General features: G+C 70.1%; 16 protein-coding genes. 11 read left to right on the plus strand and 5 right to left on the minus strand.

The features are described 5' to 3' along the window. The first annotated feature begins 70 nt into the window (after positions 1-70). Positions 71-721 carry a TetR/AcrR family transcriptional regulator C-terminal domain-containing protein gene (locus EDD92_RS29275; protein WP_123967100.1) on the plus strand — a complete coding sequence of 217 codons (651 nt, stop codon included), beginning with the start codon at positions 71-73 and terminating at the stop codon, positions 719-721. On the opposite strand, the gene EDD92_RS29280 is transcribed toward EDD92_RS29275, so the two are convergent. The 3 genes from EDD92_RS29280 to EDD92_RS29290 all read right to left on the minus strand — a co-directional run bounded on the left by EDD92_RS29280 (position 706) and on the right by EDD92_RS29290 (position 4454). Beyond that, positions 706-1902 (minus strand): acyltransferase, encoded by a 1197-nt coding sequence (locus EDD92_RS29280; protein WP_123967101.1) that lies wholly within the window; start codon positions 1900-1902, stop codon positions 706-708. The two genes, EDD92_RS29275 and EDD92_RS29280, sit on opposite strands and share 16 nt — an antisense overlap. A 234-nt stretch (positions 1903-2136) precedes the next feature. Beyond that, positions 2137-3468, minus strand: a complete 1332-nt coding sequence (locus EDD92_RS29285) for an alpha-2,8-polysialyltransferase family protein (RefSeq protein WP_123967102.1) — start codon at positions 3466-3468, stop codon at positions 2137-2139. Continuing rightward, positions 3468-4454, minus strand: coding sequence for a glycosyltransferase family 2 protein (locus EDD92_RS29290; RefSeq protein WP_123967103.1), 987 nt, complete (start codon positions 4452-4454; stop codon positions 3468-3470). Before EDD92_RS29290 ends, EDD92_RS29285 begins: the two co-directional genes overlap by 1 nt. Positions 4455-4652: 198 nt before the next feature. On the opposite strand from EDD92_RS29290, the gene EDD92_RS29295 reads away from it, so the two are divergent. The 4 genes from EDD92_RS29295 to EDD92_RS29310 all read left to right on the plus strand — a co-directional run bounded on the left by EDD92_RS29295 (position 4653) and on the right by EDD92_RS29310 (position 9741). Next, entirely contained in the window at positions 4653-5993 is a 1341-nt protein-coding gene (locus EDD92_RS29295; protein WP_123967104.1) for a DUF6716 putative glycosyltransferase, read from the plus strand. Positions 5994-6370: 377 nt separating this feature from the next. After that, positions 6371-7636: an acylneuraminate cytidylyltransferase gene (locus tag EDD92_RS29300; protein ID WP_123967105.1), complete on the plus strand. Its 1266-nt coding sequence runs from the start codon at positions 6371-6373 to the stop codon at positions 7634-7636. A 14-nt stretch (positions 7637-7650) separates the two neighbouring features. Further along, on the plus strand, positions 7651-8589 hold the full coding sequence (locus EDD92_RS29305; protein ID WP_030930014.1) for an N-acetylneuraminate synthase family protein: 939 nt from the start codon (positions 7651-7653) through the stop codon (positions 8587-8589). A 69-nt stretch (positions 8590-8658) separates the two neighbouring features. After that, on the plus strand, positions 8659-9741 hold the full coding sequence (locus EDD92_RS29310; protein WP_123967106.1) for a hypothetical protein: 1083 nt from the start codon (positions 8659-8661) through the stop codon (positions 9739-9741). A gap of 121 nt (positions 9742-9862) precedes the next feature. Here EDD92_RS29310 and EDD92_RS29315 read toward each other — a convergent pair whose 3' ends face one another. Next, complete coding sequence (locus tag EDD92_RS29315) at positions 9863-10549, minus strand: class I SAM-dependent methyltransferase (protein WP_123967107.1); 687 nt, start codon at positions 10547-10549, stop codon at positions 9863-9865. A 14-nt stretch (positions 10550-10563) separates the two neighbouring features. Next, positions 10564-10848 (minus strand): hypothetical protein, encoded by a 285-nt coding sequence (locus tag EDD92_RS29320; protein WP_123967108.1) that lies wholly within the window; start codon positions 10846-10848, stop codon positions 10564-10566. Between the two features lie 297 nt (positions 10849-11145). Between EDD92_RS29320 and EDD92_RS29325 the strand changes: the two genes are divergently transcribed. The 6 genes from EDD92_RS29325 (at position 11146) to EDD92_RS29350 (ending at position 18272) form a co-directional block, all read left to right on the plus strand. Next, on the plus strand, positions 11146-12366 hold the full coding sequence (locus EDD92_RS29325) for an amidohydrolase (RefSeq protein WP_123970604.1): 1221 nt from the start codon (positions 11146-11148) through the stop codon (positions 12364-12366). A gap of 288 nt (positions 12367-12654) precedes the next feature. Continuing rightward, complete coding sequence (locus tag EDD92_RS29330) at positions 12655-13716, plus strand: BMP family protein (protein ID WP_123967109.1); 1062 nt, start codon at positions 12655-12657, stop codon at positions 13714-13716. Positions 13717-13949: 233 nt separating this feature from the next. Next, positions 13950-15464 carry an ABC transporter ATP-binding protein gene (locus EDD92_RS29335; protein ID WP_185124154.1) on the plus strand — a complete coding sequence of 505 codons (1515 nt, stop codon included), beginning with the start codon at positions 13950-13952 and terminating at the stop codon, positions 15462-15464. Further along, entirely contained in the window at positions 15461-16588 is a 1128-nt protein-coding gene (locus EDD92_RS29340) for an ABC transporter permease (protein WP_123967111.1), read from the plus strand. Before EDD92_RS29335 ends, EDD92_RS29340 begins: the two co-directional genes overlap by 4 nt. After that, positions 16588-17874, plus strand: coding sequence for an ABC transporter permease (locus tag EDD92_RS29345; RefSeq protein ID WP_123967112.1), 1287 nt, complete (start codon positions 16588-16590; stop codon positions 17872-17874). Before EDD92_RS29340 ends, EDD92_RS29345 begins: the two co-directional genes overlap by 1 nt. Beyond that, positions 17871-18272, plus strand: a complete 402-nt coding sequence (locus tag EDD92_RS29350; protein ID WP_123967113.1) for a cytidine deaminase — start codon at positions 17871-17873, stop codon at positions 18270-18272. Before EDD92_RS29345 ends, EDD92_RS29350 begins: the two co-directional genes overlap by 4 nt. Positions 18273-18348 lie beyond the last annotated feature (76 nt).

Raw genomic sequence — 18348 nt, forward strand, 5'->3', positions numbered from 1 at the left:
CCATCACTCCTTAACGCTATTAAGTTCCCTTGGCTCCGAGCGTGCCCTTAACGCTGTTAAGCTGTCAAGCGTGAGTACGGAACGACGCGCGCCCCTCGATCGCAAGCGGGTCGCGGACACCGCCCTGAAGCTCCTGAACGAGGTGGGCCTGGACGGCCTGTCCCTGCGGACCATCGCCAGGGAACTGGACGTCAAGGCGCCCGCCCTGTACTGGCACTTCAAGGACAAGCAGGCGCTGCTCGACGAGATGGCGACGGAGATGTACCGGCGGATGGTCGCCGGGACCGCCCTCGACCCGGACGACACCTGGCAGGAGCGGATGACCAAGACGTACCGCGGACTGCGGGACGCCCTGCTCGGCTACCGCGACGGCGCCAAGGTCTACAGCGGCGCGCGCTTCACCGGCACGGACCACGCCCGGGAGATGGAGGAGAACCTACGCCTGTTCACGGCCGCGGGGTTCGCCCTCGCCGACGCCGTCCGGGCCAACCAGACCGCGTACTCGTACACGATCGGCTTCGTCACCGAGGAACAGGGCGTCCGGCCGCTGCCCGGCGAACGCCGCGAGGGCTATGAGGTGGAGGAACGGGCGCGCCGACTGGCCGAGTTCCCGCTCTCGGCCGCGGCCGGCACGGAGATCTTCGAGGACTACGACCAGCACTTCGAGCAGGGCCTGGCGCTGATCGTCGCGGGTGTCGAGGCCCGCTACGGCAGCACCTGAGCGTCGCCTCGACGTCGGGTGGAGGGGCCTGAGGGGGCCTGTTCCTGGCGAGGTCCGGACAGTGCCGCCCGCAGCCTCGGCGTCAGCTGATTCTCGACGTAGCGGTTCAGCAGCCAGGCCAGCAGCAGCATCGACGCGACCGTCAGGGCGAAGGTCGCCGCCGACGGCAGGCCGAGGCTGCGGTGCAGGGCGTGGATCACCACCCAGCCGAGGTGCTCGTGGACCAGGTAGAACGGATACGTCAGCGCCCCGGCCACGGTCAGCCAGCGCCAGTTCGCCCAGTGCAGCCAGCCCAGAGCGATCACGGCGACCGCGATGAAGCCGAACGCGACGATGAGGGTGATGCCGAGCGAGGAGCGGTGGGCGAAGGCGTTCGGGTCCGACGCGTTCCACAGGCTGCGCACCGCGTAGTGCTGGCCTATCAGGAAGCTCACGGCCACGATGCCCCAGGCGTAGACGTCACGCCGGTCGCGGTGGACGAGGTAGAGGCCGACGCCGCCGATGAAGAAGGGCGCGTACTCGGGCATCAGCACGATGTCGAGCAGTGGCATCTTCGCGCCCTGCGCGATCGCCGCCGCCAGCGTCCAGCCCGCGCAGAACAGGATCACGCGGCGACGGTTCGCCCCGGGCAGCACGACGCACAGCGCGAACAGCGCGTAGAAGCGGATCTCCGCCCACAGCGTCCAGCACACCCCGAGCACCCGGTCCACGCCCAGTGGTTGCTGAAGCATCGTCAGGTTCACCAGAGTGTCGCTCGGTGACACGGCCTTGTAGACGACCATCGGCAGCGCGAACACCGCCGACACGATGAGGATCGCCGCCCAGTAGGCCGGAAGCAGACGGGAGGCGCGGGAGGCGAAGAACGACTTCAGGGGCCGGCCCCAGCCGCTCATGCAGATCACGAATCCGCTGATCACGAAAAAGACCTGGACGCCGAGGCAGCCGTAGGAGAAATAGCCGTGCAGCGTGGGGAACTGGTCCTTGGCGGAGCTTCCCCAGGCCCTGGTGACCTCGCCGCCGCGGCCGCCGTAGTGATAAGCCGCCACCATCAGCGCGGCGATCAGCCGCAGTCCGTCCAGGGCGCGCAGCCGGGTTTCCCGGGGTGCCGTCCGTATCGGCCGATGGTTTACCGGCGCGTTCGCCGGCGTGTCGGGCACCGGTCGGACGGTCGTGCTGGTCACTGGATTCCCCTCGCTGCACTCACTCTCATGGGCGTGTCACAGCACATTAGTCCGAATCACAGGGTTGCCTTGATGTGCAGGCCGACCATTTGCCGTACGGTCCCGGCAAGTTCATCTGAATGTCGTTTTAACTTCCTGGGCATGCCCGGAATCCCCCCATGGCGCACGCGATGGCTGCGCCGGGTTCCTGGCCCAGAACGGCGGGTCCCCACACCGGCGGGGACCCGCCCTCCTTTATCGCGCCACGGCCTTCTTCAGCGCCCGCGCTCGGCGCACCACCCGGCGCGCGGTGGCGTTGCGGGGCAGGAACGCCAGGCGCTCCGGGAGGCCGCCCGGCAGTCCCAGCGCGGTGAGGCGCTTGCGCCTGAAGTACCGCTTCGTGCGCGGGGAGAGATGCTTGGAGAGATGGCGTTCCGCAGCCGTACGCAGGGACGGGTAGATCTGCGGCTGCATCGTGTAGCTGAGCGTGTCGAGCAGACCGTCCAGGGTGCTCGCGGGCAGCGTCGTCTCGCCCTTGCCGCCCTCCAGGTCCGGCAGCAGGGCGTCGGCGAGAACCACCGGTACCCGGTTGCTGTTCTGGAACGGCGTGAGCCCGTCCAGCAGCGGTGCCGTACCGATGCGGGCGACCGGGAGGCCGTAGAACGCGGACGCCGTGAAGAGCGCCGTGGAGAAGCAGCCCACGACCAGGGCGGGCCGCGACTGCTCGAACAGCACCTCGGCGAGGACGGGCAGGTCGAGGACGGTGAGCTCCACGCCCAGCTTCCCGGCCTCGGTCTCCAGGGCGCGGCTGTAGCGGGCCGGCGCGGTGGGGTGCGGTTTGAAGACGATCGAGCGGTGCCCGCGCTCGACCGCTCCGCGCATCATCCGCACGTGCAGGTCCTCCTCCTCCTCGGGGGAGAGGATGCCCAGCGCGGACAGGTACTGGCCGAGCAGCAGCGCCGAGTTGTCGGGCAGCACCGGCAAGTCCTGGACGGAGGAGGTGAGTTCGCCCATCACCTTCAGGAACGCCTCGGTCGGTACGAGCTCCGCCGGGACGTCGAACTCGGTCAGCAGGCGCGGGGTCAGGCCCGGCACCAGGTCGAGGTGGAGCAGGCGCCGCACGCGCGTGCCGACCAGCGGGTCGATCTTGTTGCGGGTGGGGCCGTAGCTCATCAGGCCGTCGGCGTAGACGTGCACGGGCGCGTCGGTGAACAGCTGGGCCACCGTCAGCGCCGGGGCGACCTGGATGGACTCCACGACCAGCTCCACCCGGTCGTCGCCCAGGCCCCAGAGCAGCCGCAGATAGCGCTCGAAGAGCGGGATGTCGTCCTGGCGCGGGGTCCAGGCACCGGGATGGAAGGGGCGGATGGCCTCGTTCCAGGACAGGACCTCGTCGAAGTGGTCGCGCAGCGGCTCGAAGCCCGGCATCTCGTCGACGGGCGGCGTCGTCTCCGGGGTCGCCGAGTTGTTGAAGACCAGCAGCAGACTGCGGTCCTCGTCCTCGAAGCAGTCCGAGTCCAGCGCGGCGGCCAGGGTGGCGGCGCCGTACAGGGTCGAGACGCAGTAGATGCGGGTGGTACGGGGCATCAGGCAGCCGCCTTCGCTGTCGTGATCCTGCGCCGCAGCCGCCGCAGCTTGGAGGAACGGTGCATGTCCATCGTTTCGAGCACGTCGCCGAGCATGTCCTGCGGCAGGCGCTGGATGGCCGCCGCGCTCCTCGCGCGCAGCTGCCGGTACACCGACGGCTCCCACTTGTCCTCGTCCGAGACGTGGTGGGCGATGATCGCGCAGTACGTGCGCACCGCCTTCGGCAGCAGCCGGTCCGCGTCCGGGTCCTTCGCCGTCTCCTCGATGACCTGGTCGAAGGCGCGGATGAAGTCGAGCTGGCGGACGTCGCCGATCTGCGTCAGGGAGGACGCCACCCCGCGCCGGTAGAAGACGCCGAGCAGGCTCACCACGGCGAACGACTCCGCCTCGCGGTGCAGCTTCCAGATCCACGGCCGGTCCTCGGCCGTGCGCAGCCCGTCGGTGAAGTGCAGCAGGCCCTTGTCGAGGAGCCGGCGGTGGTAGGCGCCGGCCCACGCGAAGGCGTAGTCCACGGAGGTCGAACGGTCGGCGGGTAGGATCGCCTCGCGCGGGTTCAGTGCCTCCCAGCGGCGCCCGATGGGGACCCTGCTCACGCTGCGCGCGCGGGCGGTCGCCTGCACATGGTCGGTGCGCACGAAGTCGACGCCCAACCCCTCGATGGCCGCGACCAGTTCGGCGAAGTAGCCGGGAGCCAGCCAGTCGTCGCCGTCCAGGAACGTCAGGTACTCGCCCTGCGCCGCGTCCAGGCCGGTGTTGCGGGCGGTGGCGAGTCCCCCGTTCTTCTCATGGCGGATATACCGCACCTGCGCCACGTCGGAGAGCTCCTCGGCCGCGCGTTCGAGAATCGCCGGGGTTTCGTCCTTCGAGTGGTCGTCGACCAGTACGAACTCGAAATCCCGTTGCGCGTTCAAGCGAAGGCTTTTGAGGGTGTCCGGGGCGTATTGCTGCACGTTGTAGAACGGCACGATCACGGAAAGCTTTGGCACACGAGAAATCGTAGGAGGCGGTCCGGCGGCGTAACTTTCCGGTGCCCGTACAGAGGGTGAACTCAATGTGTCGGAACGGTGCATCGACTGTAGCTCCGGGGATTTGGCGGGCCAGTTCGGCTGTCGGCGGGGTGTTGTTAACTTTTTGTTGAGGTGCGGTTGGGCCGCGCCTCGGAATTGCTTCCTAGCGTCTTCGTCGTGCCACCAAGTACCTCGAAGCCCACGCGAATCGCCGTACTCGCGGACTCCGACACCCGCTGGAAATGGGGTGCGCTGACCGCGGCTCGTATCGCCCCGGGCCCGTCCATGGAAGCCGCACCCCGCGAGGACGCGCAAGTCGGTCTCGAGCTGAGCGGATTCCTGCTGCGCGGGCGGGCGACCCCGACCCCCCGCCAGCTGGCGGAGGTCGGTGTGCGCGCCGACTCCCTCCGGGAGGTCACGGCCGTCGAGTTCCTGCGCGCCATGGGCGAGGAGGAGTACGACGTCGTCGTGCTCGCCCTCGTCGGCGGCGGCGTCCAGGCGATGCTGCACGGGCTGCGGCGGTTGTGGGAGGGCCGCGAGCGGCGTCCCGTCGTCGTCACCGGATATGTCGGCGTCGTCTACGAGAAGCTCGCCGACGGCCTCCTGCTGCGGCACGGCGCGGACCTCGTCCTCGCCAACTCCCGCCAGGACGCGGAGCGTTTCCGGGCCGTGTACGAGGGGGTGGGCGCCGACGCCTCGTCGGTGACCGAGGTGGCACTCCCGTTCCTCGGCGGAGCGGCCTACGAAGGTGAACACGACCCCTACACCGTGGTGTTCGCCGTCCAGCCGTCCGTCCCGGACAGCCGCAAGGACCGCACCTACCTGCTCAACCGGCTGATCCAGCATGCCCGGCTGCACCCCGAGCGCGAGGTGCTGCTGAAGCTGCGCTCCAAGCCGGGCGAGCACACCACGCACATCGAGGAGCAGCCCTACCAGAAGCTGGTACAGCGGCTCGATCCGCCGGCCAACTTCCGCCTGGTGTACGGGAACATGGGCGAGGTCCTCGACCGCACCGACCTGCTGGTCACCATCAGCTCGACAGCCGCACTGGAGTCGCTGCACCGACGGATCCCGACGGTCGTCCTGACCGACCTGGGTGTGCGCGAGGTGCTCGGCAACCACCACTTCGTGGGCTCCGGATGCCTCGCCTCCTGGGACCAGCTGGACGCCGGGCACCGGCCGACCGCCGACGAGGAGTGGGTGGCCCGGCAGGGCGTCGTCGCGGACGGCTCCTACGCCACCGCCTTCGACGCGGCCCGCGAACGCATCGCCAAGCTGCTCGACCGCGGCCCGGCCCCCCTCACCCCGTACTACACACCGGCGACCGCCCCCGGCTACCTGCCCGGCATCCTCGCCCGCCACCACCTCGGTCCTGACGGCACTCCGCTGCCCGGCGCCCCGGCCGCCGACAGGGAGCCGGGCCCGGTCCGGCAGATCGTGCGCCGCGCCGCGCGCGGTGCCTATCGGCACGGGGTGCAGCGGGTGGCTCCGGTGATCCGGCGGATGGGGGAGCTGTGAGCACCCACCGGACGACCGGCGTGCAGGCCGCAGGGGCCGCGGAGGCGGCGGTCGCGCGAGCAGTGTCCGCCGCCCGCAAGGAGGGAGGGCGGGTCGTGCCTGCCGCACACGCTGCGGCGCGAGCGGTGCCCGCCCCGGACATCTCAGGCACGCCAAGCAGGCCCGGCGAAGTCCGCTCCGGTTCGGCCGCGCCCCGAAGGGGCGCCGGGCCGTATCGAGATGCGGCTCCGCCGCCGGGCGCGACCAACCACGACGGCGCCGCAGACGACCGACGTCCCAGCGCGGCCCCGCGGCCGAGCCGCACATCGGCCCAGCCCGCGGAGCGCCCCGCCGCGTTCGCCCCGATAACTCCGCAAGGAGCCCAAGGAGTAGTCCCCATGTCCAACCCGGAAGCAGGCCAAGGCGCTTCGGTGCGCCGTGTGCTCGCGGTGATTCCCGCGCGCGGCGGCTCCAAGGGCGTGCCCGCGAAGAACCTCGCCCCCGTCGGTGGTGTCCCGCTGGTGGCCCGTGCCGTGCGCGAGTGTCTCGCCACCCGGCTGGTGACGGACGTCGTCGTGTCCACCGACGACCAGGCCATCGCAGCCGCCGCCCGCGAGGCCGGCGCCGAGGTAGTGCTGCGCCCCGCCGCCATCGCCGGGGACACCGCGACCTCGGAGGCCGCCGTCCTGCACGCCATGGACGCCCACGAGGCCCTGCACGGCGCGGCCGTCGACGTCGTGGTGTTCGTGCAGTGCACCAGCCCGTTCATCATCCGCGAGGACATCGACGGAGTGGCGGCCGCGGTCGCCGAGAACGGCGCCGACACCGCCGTCACCGTGGCTCCCTTCCACGGCTTCATCTGGCGGGACGCCGAGGACGAGGTCGCCGCGGGCACCGTCGCCGAGGGCGACGCGGCCACCGGCGGCGGCTACGGCGTCAACCACGACAAGTCCTTCCGACCCCGCCGCCAGGACCGCCCCCAGGACCTCCTGGAGACCGGCGCCGCCTACGCGATGGACGCCCCCGGCTTCCGCAAGCACCAGCACCGCTTCTTCGGCCGTACGGAGCTCGTCCGCACCGACCCCGCCCGGGTCCTGGAGATCGACGACCCGCACGACCTGGCCCGCGCCCGGGCGCTGGCCCCCCTCTTCGACGCGGACCGCCCCGGTTCGCTGCCGACCGCGGACGACATCGACGCGGTCGTACTCGACTTCGACGGCACCCAGACCGACGACAGGGTGCTGATCGACGCCGATGGAAAGGAGTTCGTCTCCGTGCACCGCGGAGACGGGCTCGGCATCGCCGCGCTGCGCAAGAGCAGCCTGAAGATGCTGATCCTCTCCACGGAGCAGAACCCGGTCGTCGCCGCCCGGGCCCGGAAGCTGCAGATCCCGGTCCTGCACGGCATCGACCGGAAGGACCTCGCGCTGAAGCAGTGGTGCGAGGAGCAGGGCATCGCGCCCGAGCGCGTGCTCTACGTCGGCAACGACGTCAACGACCTCCCGTGCTTCGCCCTCGTGGGCTGGCCCGTGGCGGTCGCGAGCGCCCACGACGTGGTACGCGGCGCCGCCCGTGCGGTCACCACCGTCCCCGGTGGCGACGGCGCGATCCGAGAGATCGCCAGCTGGATCCTCGGCCCCTCTCTCGATTCCCTAACCAAGTAAGGACAGTTCCTGCCATGAGCACCAACTCCCGTCTGCGCACGTTCGGTTCGAAGACCGCCGGCCCGGGTCAGCCCGTCTATGTCGTCGGCGAGATCGGCATCAACCACAACGGCGAGCTCGAGAACGCCTTCAAGCTGATCGACGCCGCCGCCGAGGCCGGCTGCGACGCGGTCAAGTTCCAGAAGCGCACCCCCGAGATCTGCACCCCGCGCGACCAGTGGGACATCGAGCGCGACACCCCCTGGGGCCGGATGACGTACATCGACTACCGCCACCGCGTGGAGTTCGGCGAGGACGAGTACCGCCAGATCGACGAGTACTCCAAGGAGAAGGGCATCGCCTGGTTCGCCTCCCCGTGGGACACCGAGGCCGTCGCCTTCCTGGAGAAGTTCGACGTCCCGGCCCACAAGGTGGCCTCCGCCTCCCTCACCGACGACGAGCTGCTGCGCTCCCTGCGCGCCACCGGCCGCACGGTCATCCTCTCCACCGGCATGTCGACGCCGAAGCAGATCCGTCACGCCGTCGAGGTCCTCGGCTCGGACAACATCCTGCTCTGCCACGCCACTTCGACGTACCCGGCGAAGGCCGAGGAGCTCAACCTCCGCGTCATCAACACCCTGCAGGCCGAGTACCCGAACGTCCCGATCGGCTACTCCGGCCACGAGACCGGCCTGCAGACCACCCTCGCCGCGGTCGCCCTCGGCGCCACCTTCGTCGAGCGCCACATCACCCTGGACCGCGCGATGTGGGGCTCCGACCAGGCCGCCTCCGTCGAGCCGCAGGGCCTGACCCGCCTCGTCCGCGACATCCGCACCATCGAGGCCTCCCTCGGCGACGGCGTCAAGAAGGTCTACGAGTCCGAGCTCGGCCCCATGAAGAAGCTGCGCCGCGTCGCGGGCGTCGTCGCCGAGGCGGAGATCGCCGCGGCTGCGGGCGAGCCGGTCTCGGTCTGATCCGAACGATCCGCACCCCTGTAACGCCTCACACCTGTAACGCTCTACGACGGGACGGTCGTACGTAGGATGAGCCCCCGCGCCGGGTCAGCCGGCTCCCACACTCTCGCGTTCGTCGAGAGCCCGGTACAGCTGCTGAACGTGCTGGAGTGGGCGCACCTCCATGCCCTCAGGGACCCGGAGGCACCCGGAGGGGGACTCACCCTCGTCGTCCTGTCCCCGAACGACCCCATGACCCGCGGCCAGCTGCGCCGGATGGCCGAGCTGGCCCGGGACGAGGGGTACGAGGTCCGCTGGGAGGAGGCGCGCGGCGGTCCGGGCGCCCCCTTCCACACCATCGGCGGCCTCACCCCGCTGCTGCGCAGGGCCCGCCGGGTCGTGATGGGCGATCCTTTCTCCCGCTACGTACAACTCCTGCTGACGATCACCAAGGCCCGTGATCTCGTCGTCGTGGACGACGGCACGGCGACCATGGAGTTCGTCGCCCAGCTGGCCCGCGGCGAACGCCTCGTCCGCTGGCACCGCAAGGGCGGCCGCCCCGGCGCCCGGGACCTGATCTTCGCCCCGGTCTCCTCCTCGGCCCGCCGCCGGCTCACCCCCAGTGCAAAGCGGCACGTGGAGATCTTCTCCTCCATGCCGATGGACGAGAGGCCGGACGGCGTGACGGTGACGGCGAACGACTTCGCCTGGACCCGGGCCCGCTTCGGCCCGCCCCGCATCACCAAGGGCGCCGACATGGTGGGCACCTCGCTGGTGGAGACCGGCGTGGTGGACGGCGACCGCTACCTGGAGGCCGTCCGCAGCCTGGCGAAGACGCACGGCGCCGCCCGCTACTTCGCCCACCGCCGCGAGAGCACGGACAAGCTCCACCGGCTGGCCGCCGAGACGGGCCTGGAGATCGTCCGCCCCGACCTCCCCCTGGAGCTGATCGCCCGCCGCGGCCCCATCGGCCGCACCATCCTGAGCTTCCCCTCCACCGTCGTCCACACCCTCCCCCTCGCCCTGATAGGCACCGAGGTCCGAGTCGCCGTCTGCGACATCGACCCGGCCTGGCTGACCCGGAACGCCTCACCGCGAGCGCAGGGCTTCCTGTCGGGGGTAACGGGAACGGCACGGGACGTAACCCGCCTGTCGGCAGTCACGGCGGCGTAACCCGCGGGGTTCGGCCGCGCCCCTTCAGGGGCGCGGGGCTGTGTCCATTTGCGGCTCCGCCGCGCGGGCGCGACAAGCCACGACGGCCCGGCAGACGATCGACGGCATATCGCGGCACTTCCTAATCGCCGCACTCCCCGGCGGAGCGCTTCCGCGCCAGCAGAAACGCCCGCGGCCGCGTCTCCTCGCCGTCCGGCTCCCGCAGGACGCGTGCGTGCAGCCGCAGGCCCGCCTTGACCAGCTGCTCGGCCACGGCGTCCGCCGTACGGAAGTAGTAGTCCAGCGAGATCTCGTGCCCGAAGCGCTCGTCCAGGTGCAGACGCCCGTCCTCCTCACCGCTCTGGAAGCACAGCAGCACATGCCCCCCGGGCACCAGCACGCGCCGGAACTCGTCGAAGACGGCCGGCAAGTGGTCGTCCGGGACGTGGATGATCGAGTAGAGGGCGAGCACACCGCCCAGCGTCTCGTCCGGCAGGTCCAGCGAGGTCATCGAACCCACGTGGAACCGCAGCCCGGGATGCGCCTGCCGGGCCAGCGCCACCATGCCGGGCGACACGTCGACCCCGAAGGCCGGCACCCCGAGCGCGTCGAGCCGGGCGGTGACATGACCGGGCCCGCTGCCGACATCGGCGACAGGGGCCGTACCGGCCGCACGGACGAGCTCGGCGAAGGCGGTGACCAGGGCCAGGTCCAGCGGTCTGCCGCTCAGATGGTCGGCGAACTGCTCGCTGTACGGGCGGGCGATCGCGTCGTACGAGGTTCGGGTGGCATGCAGGAAATCCGGGCTGCCCGGTATCGCGGAGCTCACGGGCCCGCACCCTACTAGCGGTCGTCCGTCGTCCAGGTGAAACCGCCGAGAGAGTCCTGCGACGACTGCTCGAACCTTTCCCCGGACCTCTCCCCGAGGCCCTCCCCGGATGTCTCGCCGACCTCTTCCGACAACGGCGGGTACCGCCACCGCCGGTACAGCGAGACCGCCAGCACCAGCAGCCAGCCCGCCAGGATCATCGCGACCAGCAGGCCCAGGAACAGGCCGGCCGCGCCGAGCAGACCGAATTTCGCCAGCATCCAGGGGATGTGTTCCTCACCGCAGCCGCACGCCTCCATGGGCGCAGGATGCCCGCGGCCCACCCGCCGTGTGCGCTGCGTGGCGGAAACGTCGCGCGGTGGTGATGATTCCGGGATCCCGGCCGGTATCTCCCACAGTGCGGTCCCGACAGGTGGAACGGAACCACCCGACAGGCGCGGGGCGTGGTATGCGTAGAGAAAAGCAAGGTATACCCATCTCAACCCTTGCCCATGCGTCGAGCGGCCAGGTTTTCTCCCCCTGACGGGTTGAATTTTTGTTGATCGAGGGGCGGTCGGCCACCCCGGCGTCCTACGCTTTAGAGGGTGAAGCAACTGATGTCACCAGAGTCCGAGGTCGATCATCCCGGGGCAGCCGTGCTCCCCGGCACGCTGCCCGAGGCGCTGCGTGCCGAACTCGTGGCCTTCCGGCGCGACTTGCACATGCACCCCGAGCTCGGCAACCAGGAGTTCCGTACCACCGCGGCGATCAAGGAGCGGCTCGAGGCGGCAGGCCTGCGGCCCCGTGTGCTCGCCACCGGTACCGGGCTCGTCTGTGACATCGGGGAGTGGGACGGCGGGCGGCCCATGCTCGGCATGCGCGCCGACATCGACGGCCTGCCCATCCCGGACACGAAGAGTGAGTGCGCGTACCGCTCGACCGTGCCCGACCGTGCGCACGCCTGCGGTCACGACGTGCACACGACCGTGGTGCTCGGCGCCGGCCTGGTCCTGGCCGAGCTGCACAAGCAGGGCAAGCTTCCGCGGCCCGTGCGGCTGGTCTTCCAGCCGGCCGAGGAGGTACTGCCCGGCGGCGCCGCCGACGCCATCGAGTGCGGGGTGCTCGACGGGGTGGGACGGATGATCGCCGTGCACTGCGACCCCCGGGTGGACGCCGGGCGCATCGGCCTCAGGCAGGGCGCCATCACCTCCGCCTGCGACCGGCTCGAGGTCGCCCTGGACGGTCCCGGCGGGCACACCGCCCGCCCGCACCTCACCACCGACCTGGTCACCGCCGCCGCCCGCGTCGCCATCGACGTGCCCGCCCTGGCCGGCCGGCGCATGGACACCCGCAGCGGGCTCGCCATCACCTGGGGCCGCATCGAGTCGGGGCACGCCCCGAACGTCATCCCGCAGCACGCCGAGCTCTCCGGAACCGTCCGCTGCCTCGACCTCGATGCCTGGCGGCAGGCGCCGGACCTCGTGGTCGCCGCCATCGACGAGGTCGCCAACCTGCACGGCGCCAAGTCGGAAATCAACTACGTGCGCGGCGTCCCGCCCGTGGTCAACGACGCGGACGTGACCGACCTGCTGCGCGACGCCATGACCGCCCGCCGCGGCGCCCACTCCGTCGAGGACACCGACCAGAGCCTCGGAGGCGAGGACTTCTCCTGGTACCTGGAGCACGTCCCCGGCTCCATGGCCCGCCTCGGTGTCCGCACCCCGGGCGAGCGCACGGTGCGCGACCTGCACCAGGGCGACTTCGACGCCGACGAGTCGGCGATCACGGTCGGTGTCGAACTGTTCACGGCGGCAGCCCTGCTGGACGCGGCTGAGTGATCCGAGCGTGCCGGGCGGCCCCCTCGGGGGCCGTTCCGCCGACCGGCGCAACATGCTCGTAAGCCAATCGTGCACGCATCGAAATCAGGGTGTGCGACGGCGTAAGAGCCTGAGTTCAGACAGCGTTTGCCTCGAATCGATAACGGCTTCGGGAGGGGTGTTTTTCTGACATCTACGCGCGTTACGATGCCGCGAAGCCGACGCCGCAGGGGCGTCCGGGCCCGAGCACTGGCAAGGTGCTCACATGAAGCGCCGACATGGCGCTCAGGTCAGGTGAAGGAGCCTCCCGTGCGCCGGGTAGCCAAGCTTTCCGCTGCGTGTATCGCCACCGCAGCTCTTGCACTGACTGCCACAGCCTGTGGCAGCACCTCGTCCGAGAAGGACAACTCGTCCTCCTCCGCTTCCTCCGGCGGCGGCAAGGGCATCAAGATCGGTCTCGCCTACGACGTCGGCGGCCGTGGTGACCGTTCCTTCAACGACTCCGCCGCGCGCGGTGCCGACAAGGCCAAGGACGAGTTCGGTGGCTCGATCAAGGAGCTGACCGCCAAGAACTCCGACACCGAGGCCGACCGCGAGCAGCGCCTCACCGACCTGGCGGACGCCGGCTACAACCCGATCGTGGCTGTCGGCTTCTCCTACGCCACCTCGGTCGACAAGGTCGCCGCGAAGTACCCGAAGGTCAACTTCGGCCTCATCGACTCGGTCGCGACCGCCAAGAACGTCGACAGCATCACGTTCACCGAGGAGCAGGGCTCCTACCTGGCCGGTGTCGCCGCGGCGCTGAAGACCAAGAAGAACCACGTCGGCTTCATCGGCGGTGTCGACACCCCGCTGATCAAGAAGTTCGAGGCGGGCTACGTCCAGGGCGTCAAGGACACCAAGCCGAGCGTCAAGGTCGACGTCCAGTACCTGACCCACGGCTCGGACCTGTCCGGCTTCTCCAGCCCCGACAAGGGCAAGGAGGCCGCGTCCGGCATGCTCGACAACGGCGCCGACGTGGTCTACGCCGCGGCCGGCTCCTCCGGCAACGGCTCGATCGAGGCCGTCAACGGCGTCAAGGGCGCCTGGGCCATCGGCGTGGACTCGGACCAGTACAACATCCCGGGTCTGGCCAAGTACAAGAGCTCGATCCTGACCTCGATGGTCAAGAACGTGGACGTCGGTGTCTACGACTTCATCAAGTCCGTGCACGACGGCAAGCCGCTGACCGGCAACCAGTCCTACTCGCTCGCCAAGGACGGTGTCGGCCTGGCCACCAGCGGTGGCTTCATCGACGACATCAAGGCCCAGCTGGACGCCGCGAAGAAGAAGATCGTCGACGGCACCGTCAAGGTCAAGACCGCCCCGTGACCTGACGGTTCCCGCCGAACCCCGGCTCGGCGAGGGCTGGTTCCCACAGCCCCTCGCCGAGCCATAACAATGTGTCAACTCTACGCGTGTAGCATGGAGTTGCCGCGCTAGCGTCGCCGACGCCTGCCCTCCCCCTCAGCCCCTTTGTCCCCCGAGGAGAGTGCGCCATCAACGCGTCCAGCCCTCCCGCTGCCGTCGAACTGCGCGGCATCACCAAGCGATTCCCCGGTGTCGTGGCCAACAAGGACATCGACATCACCGTCCGTACGGGCACCGTCCACGCCCTGTGCGGTGAGAACGGCGCCGGCAAGTCCACCCTGATGAAGATCCTCTACGGCATGCAGCAGCCGGACGAGGGCACCATCACGGTGAACGGCGAGACGGTCACCTTCAACAACCCCGCCGACGCCATCGCCCGCGGCATCGGCATGGTGCACCAGCACTTCATGCTCGCCGACAACCTCACCGTCCTGGAGAACGTCGTCCTGGGCGCGGAGAAGCTCCACGGGATCGGCGCCAAGGCCCGTACGAAGATCAAGGAGATCTCCGACGCCTACGGCCTGAACGTGCGGCCGGACGTCCTCCTGGAGGAGCTCGGCGTCGCCGACCGCCAGCGCGTGGAGATCCTCAAGGTCCTCTACCGCGGCGCCAAGACCCTCATCCTCGACGAGCCCACCGCCGTGCTCGTGCCGCAGGAGGTCGACGCCCTCTTCGACAACCTGCGCGAGCTGAAGGCCGAGGGCCTCACGGTCATCTTCATCTCCCACAAGCTGGGCGAAGTCCTCTCCGTGGCCGACGAGATCACCGTGATCCGCCGCGGCACCACCGTCGGCACGGTCGAGCCCGCCGGTACCACCCCCAAGCAGCTCGCCGAGCTGATGGTCGGCAGCGAACTGCCCACGCCGGAGACCGAGGAGTCCACGGTCACGGACGTCCCGCTGCTGAAGCTGGACGGCCTGCGCCTGGCCCAGACCGACCTCGACGGCATCGAGCGGGTCATCCTCGACGACATCTCCTTCACCATCCACAAGGGCGAGGTCCTCGGCATCGCCGGCGTGGAGGGCAACGGCCAGTCCGAGCTGGTCGAGGCGATCATGGGCATCCGCGACCCCGACGCGGGCGTCATCACCCTCGACGGCACCGACATCTCCCACGCCCCGACGCGCGACCGCCGCGAGGCCGGCGTCGGCTACATCCCCGAGGACCGCCACCGCCACGGCCTGCTCCTCGAGGCGCCGCTGTGGGAGAACCGCATCCTCGGCCATGTCAGCGAGCGGCCCAACTCCCGCGGCCAGCTGCTCGACATCAAGGCCGCCCGCACCGACACCCAGCGCATCATCCAGGCGTACGACGTCCGCACCCCGGGCATCGACGTCACCGCCGCCTCCCTCTCCGGCGGCAACCAGCAGAAGCTGATCGTCGGCCGCGAGATGAGCCACGCGCCCAAGCTGCTGATCGCCGCCCACCCCACCCGCGGTGTGGACGTCGGCGCGCAGGCAGCGATCTGGGACCACATCCGCGAGGCCCGCCGCGAGGGCCTGGCCGTGCTGCTGATCTCCGCCGACCTGGACGAGCTCATCGGCCTGTCCGACACCCTGCGGGTGATGTACCGCGGCCGCCTGGTCGCCGACGCCGACCCCGCCACGATCACCCCCGAGGAGCTGGGCTCCGCCATGACGGGTGCGGCCACCGGCCACCTGGAGCACACAGAGGACTCCGCCGAGGACCACGAGGACGACGCCCGATGAACAAGCTGACCAAACGCATCGACAAGGAGCGGCTGCTCCTCGGCATCGCGGCGCCGCTGCTGGCGATCGTTGCCGCGCTCGTCGTCACCGCCCTGGTCATCCTCGCCACCGGCAAGAACCCGGGCTCCGCCTTCAGCGACATGGTGAGCTACGGCACCGCCAGCGACAGCCAGGTCTACATCCTCAACAAGGCGACGACGTACTACCTGGCGGGCGTCTCGGTGGCCATCGGCTTCCGGATGAACCTGTTCAACATCGGCGTCGACGGCCAGTACCGGATCGCCGCGTTCTTCGCCGCGGTCCTCGGCGGCGCGCTGACCACGCCCGGCTGGATCTCCATCCCGCTGATCATCCTGTGCGCCATGGCGACCGGTGCCCTGTGGGCGGCCATCGCGGGCGTCCTCAAGGTGACCCGGGGTGTCAGCGAGGTCATCTCGACGATCATGCTGAACTCGATCGCCACCGCGATCATCGCCTATCTGCTGCAGCCGGGGAAGCTCGCCGAGCTCCAGAGCGGCGGCACGGTGATCTCCACCAAGCCGCTGCCCCAGTCCTCGTACTTCTTCCAGATCGACACCGGCGCGGCGGGCGAGCTGTGGGGCTTCATCGTCATCGCCGTGGTCGTCGGCGTCGCCTACTGGTTCGTGCTCGGGCGCACCCGCTTCGGCTTCGACCTGCGCACCGTCGGCCAGTCCGAGAGCGCGGCCGCCGCGAGCGGTGTCTCCGTCAAGAAGATGATCGCCACCAGCATGGTCATCTCGGGCGCGGTGGCCGGTCTGATCGGCATGCCGACCCTGCTCAACGACAGCCACCAGTTCAGCAACGACTTCCCGACGGGCATCGGCTTCACCGGCATCGCCATCGCCCTGCTCGGCCGCAACAACCCGGTCGGCATCGCGCTCGGCGCGCTCCTGTGGGGCTTCCTGGAGCGCACCACCAACCACCTCGAGTTCGAGGGCTACGACAAGGAGATCCTCGGCGTCATCCAGGGCGTCATCGTCCTGTGCGTCGTCATCGCCTACGAGCTCGTACGCCGCTACGGCCTGAGGCGCCAGCAGCAGCGGGTGGGCGCCGAGCTCGCCGCCCAGGCCGCCGCCACGACGAAGAAGCAGGAGGTGGCGTGATGACTGCCACGATGACCGACACGCCGCCCCCCGCGGCTCCCAAGGCGGACACCCAACGCGGCCGCTCGGGCCGCTCGCTCGGCCAGATCCTGATGATCGTCGCCGGTGCGCTGCTGCTCGTCGCCGCGGTCCGCGTCATCTCCGGCTCGGACCAGCTCACCTCCGAGGGCCAGGTCTCCGCCGCGCTCAGCCTCGCCGTGCCCATCGGCCTCGCGGGTCTCGCCGGCCTGTGGTCCGAGCGGTCCGGCGTGGTCAACATCGGCCTCGAGGGCATGATGATCCTCGGCACCTTCGGCGCCGGCTGGATCGGCTGGCAGTCCAACCCGTGGCTCGGCCTGCTGTGCGGCATCGGCTTCGGTGTCCTCGGCGGCCTGGTGCACGCGGTGGCGACCATCACCTTCGGCGTCGACCACATCGTCTCCGGTGTCGCGGTCAACCTCCTCGCGCTGGGCACCACCCAGTACCTCGCCAAGATCTTCTTCGCCGACGGCAAGGCGGCCGACGCGGGCGGCAACCCCAAGCAGTCCCCGCCGGTGGACTCGCTGCCCAACATCGACGTGCCGGGCCTGTCGGACGGTCTGAAGTCCCTCGAGAACCACCACTGGTTCCTGATCTCCGACATCGCCGGCATCCTCGGCGGCCTGGTCACCGACCTGTCCGTGGTGACGATCTTCGCCATCCTGCTGTTCGTCGGCAGCTGGTGGCTGCTGTGGCGCACGCCGTTCGGTCTGCGGCTGCGCTCCTGCGGTGAGAACCCGATCGCCGCGGAGTCCCTCGGCGTCAACGTCTACAAGTACAAGTACGCGGCCGTCGCCGTCTCCGGCGGTCTCGCGGGCCTCGGCGGCGCCTTCCTCGCGCTGGTCACCTCGCACACCTACCTGGAGGCCCAGACCGGCGGGCGCGGCTTCATCGGTCTCGCGGCCATGATCTTCGGCAACTGGCGAGTCGGCGGCCTCGCCATGGGCGCGGGCCTGTTCGGCTACTCCGACGCGCTGCAGCTGCGCAACGGCGGTGCGACCGTCCACGCGCTGCTGCTCCTGCTGGTGGTGCTGCTGGCGGCGATGGCGGGCTGGAAGCTGTACAAGAAGGCGCTCTGGCAGGGCGGCATCAGCCTCATGGTGGGCGCGGGTGTCCTGGTCTGGTACCTGGTCACCGACGAGGTCCCGAGCGACTTCGTGGGCGCCACCCCGTACGTCGTCACCCTGCTGGTGCTGTCGCTGTCCGCGCAGCGCCTCAGGATGCCCAAGGCGGACGGTATGCGTTACCGGAAGGGCCAGGGCAAGTGACCCCGCCGGCCGCCGTCGACTGGGAGGCGCTCCGGGACCTGGCCCGCGAGGCCATGTCCCACGCGTACGCCCCCTACTCGGGCTTCCCGGTCGGAGTGGCCGCCCTGGTCGACGACGGCCGTACGGTCTCCGGCTGCAACGTCGAGAACGCCTCCTACGGCCTCGGCCTGTGCGCCGAATGCGGGCTGGTCTCGGAGCTGCAGCGCACGGGCGGCGGCCGGCTGACGCACTTCACATGTGTGGACGGGCGGGGCGAGATCCTCGTCCCGTGCGGCCGCTGCCGTCAGCTGCTGTACGAGTTCGGGGGCCCGGACCTCCTGGTGGAGACCCCGGCGGGAATCCTCCCCCTCTCGGAGATGCTGCCGCAGGCCTTCGGGCCGGGCCATCTCGCCAAGTAACTCCCGTGCGGCCCCTCCGGCTTGAACCCTTCGAGCGGAGGGGCCGCACACTTCCATGAACCTCGGAAGGAACCCA

Source organism: Streptomyces sp. TLI_185, from assembly GCF_003814765.1.
In the GTDB taxonomy this organism is placed as follows: domain Bacteria; phylum Actinomycetota; class Actinomycetes; order Streptomycetales; family Streptomycetaceae; genus Streptomyces.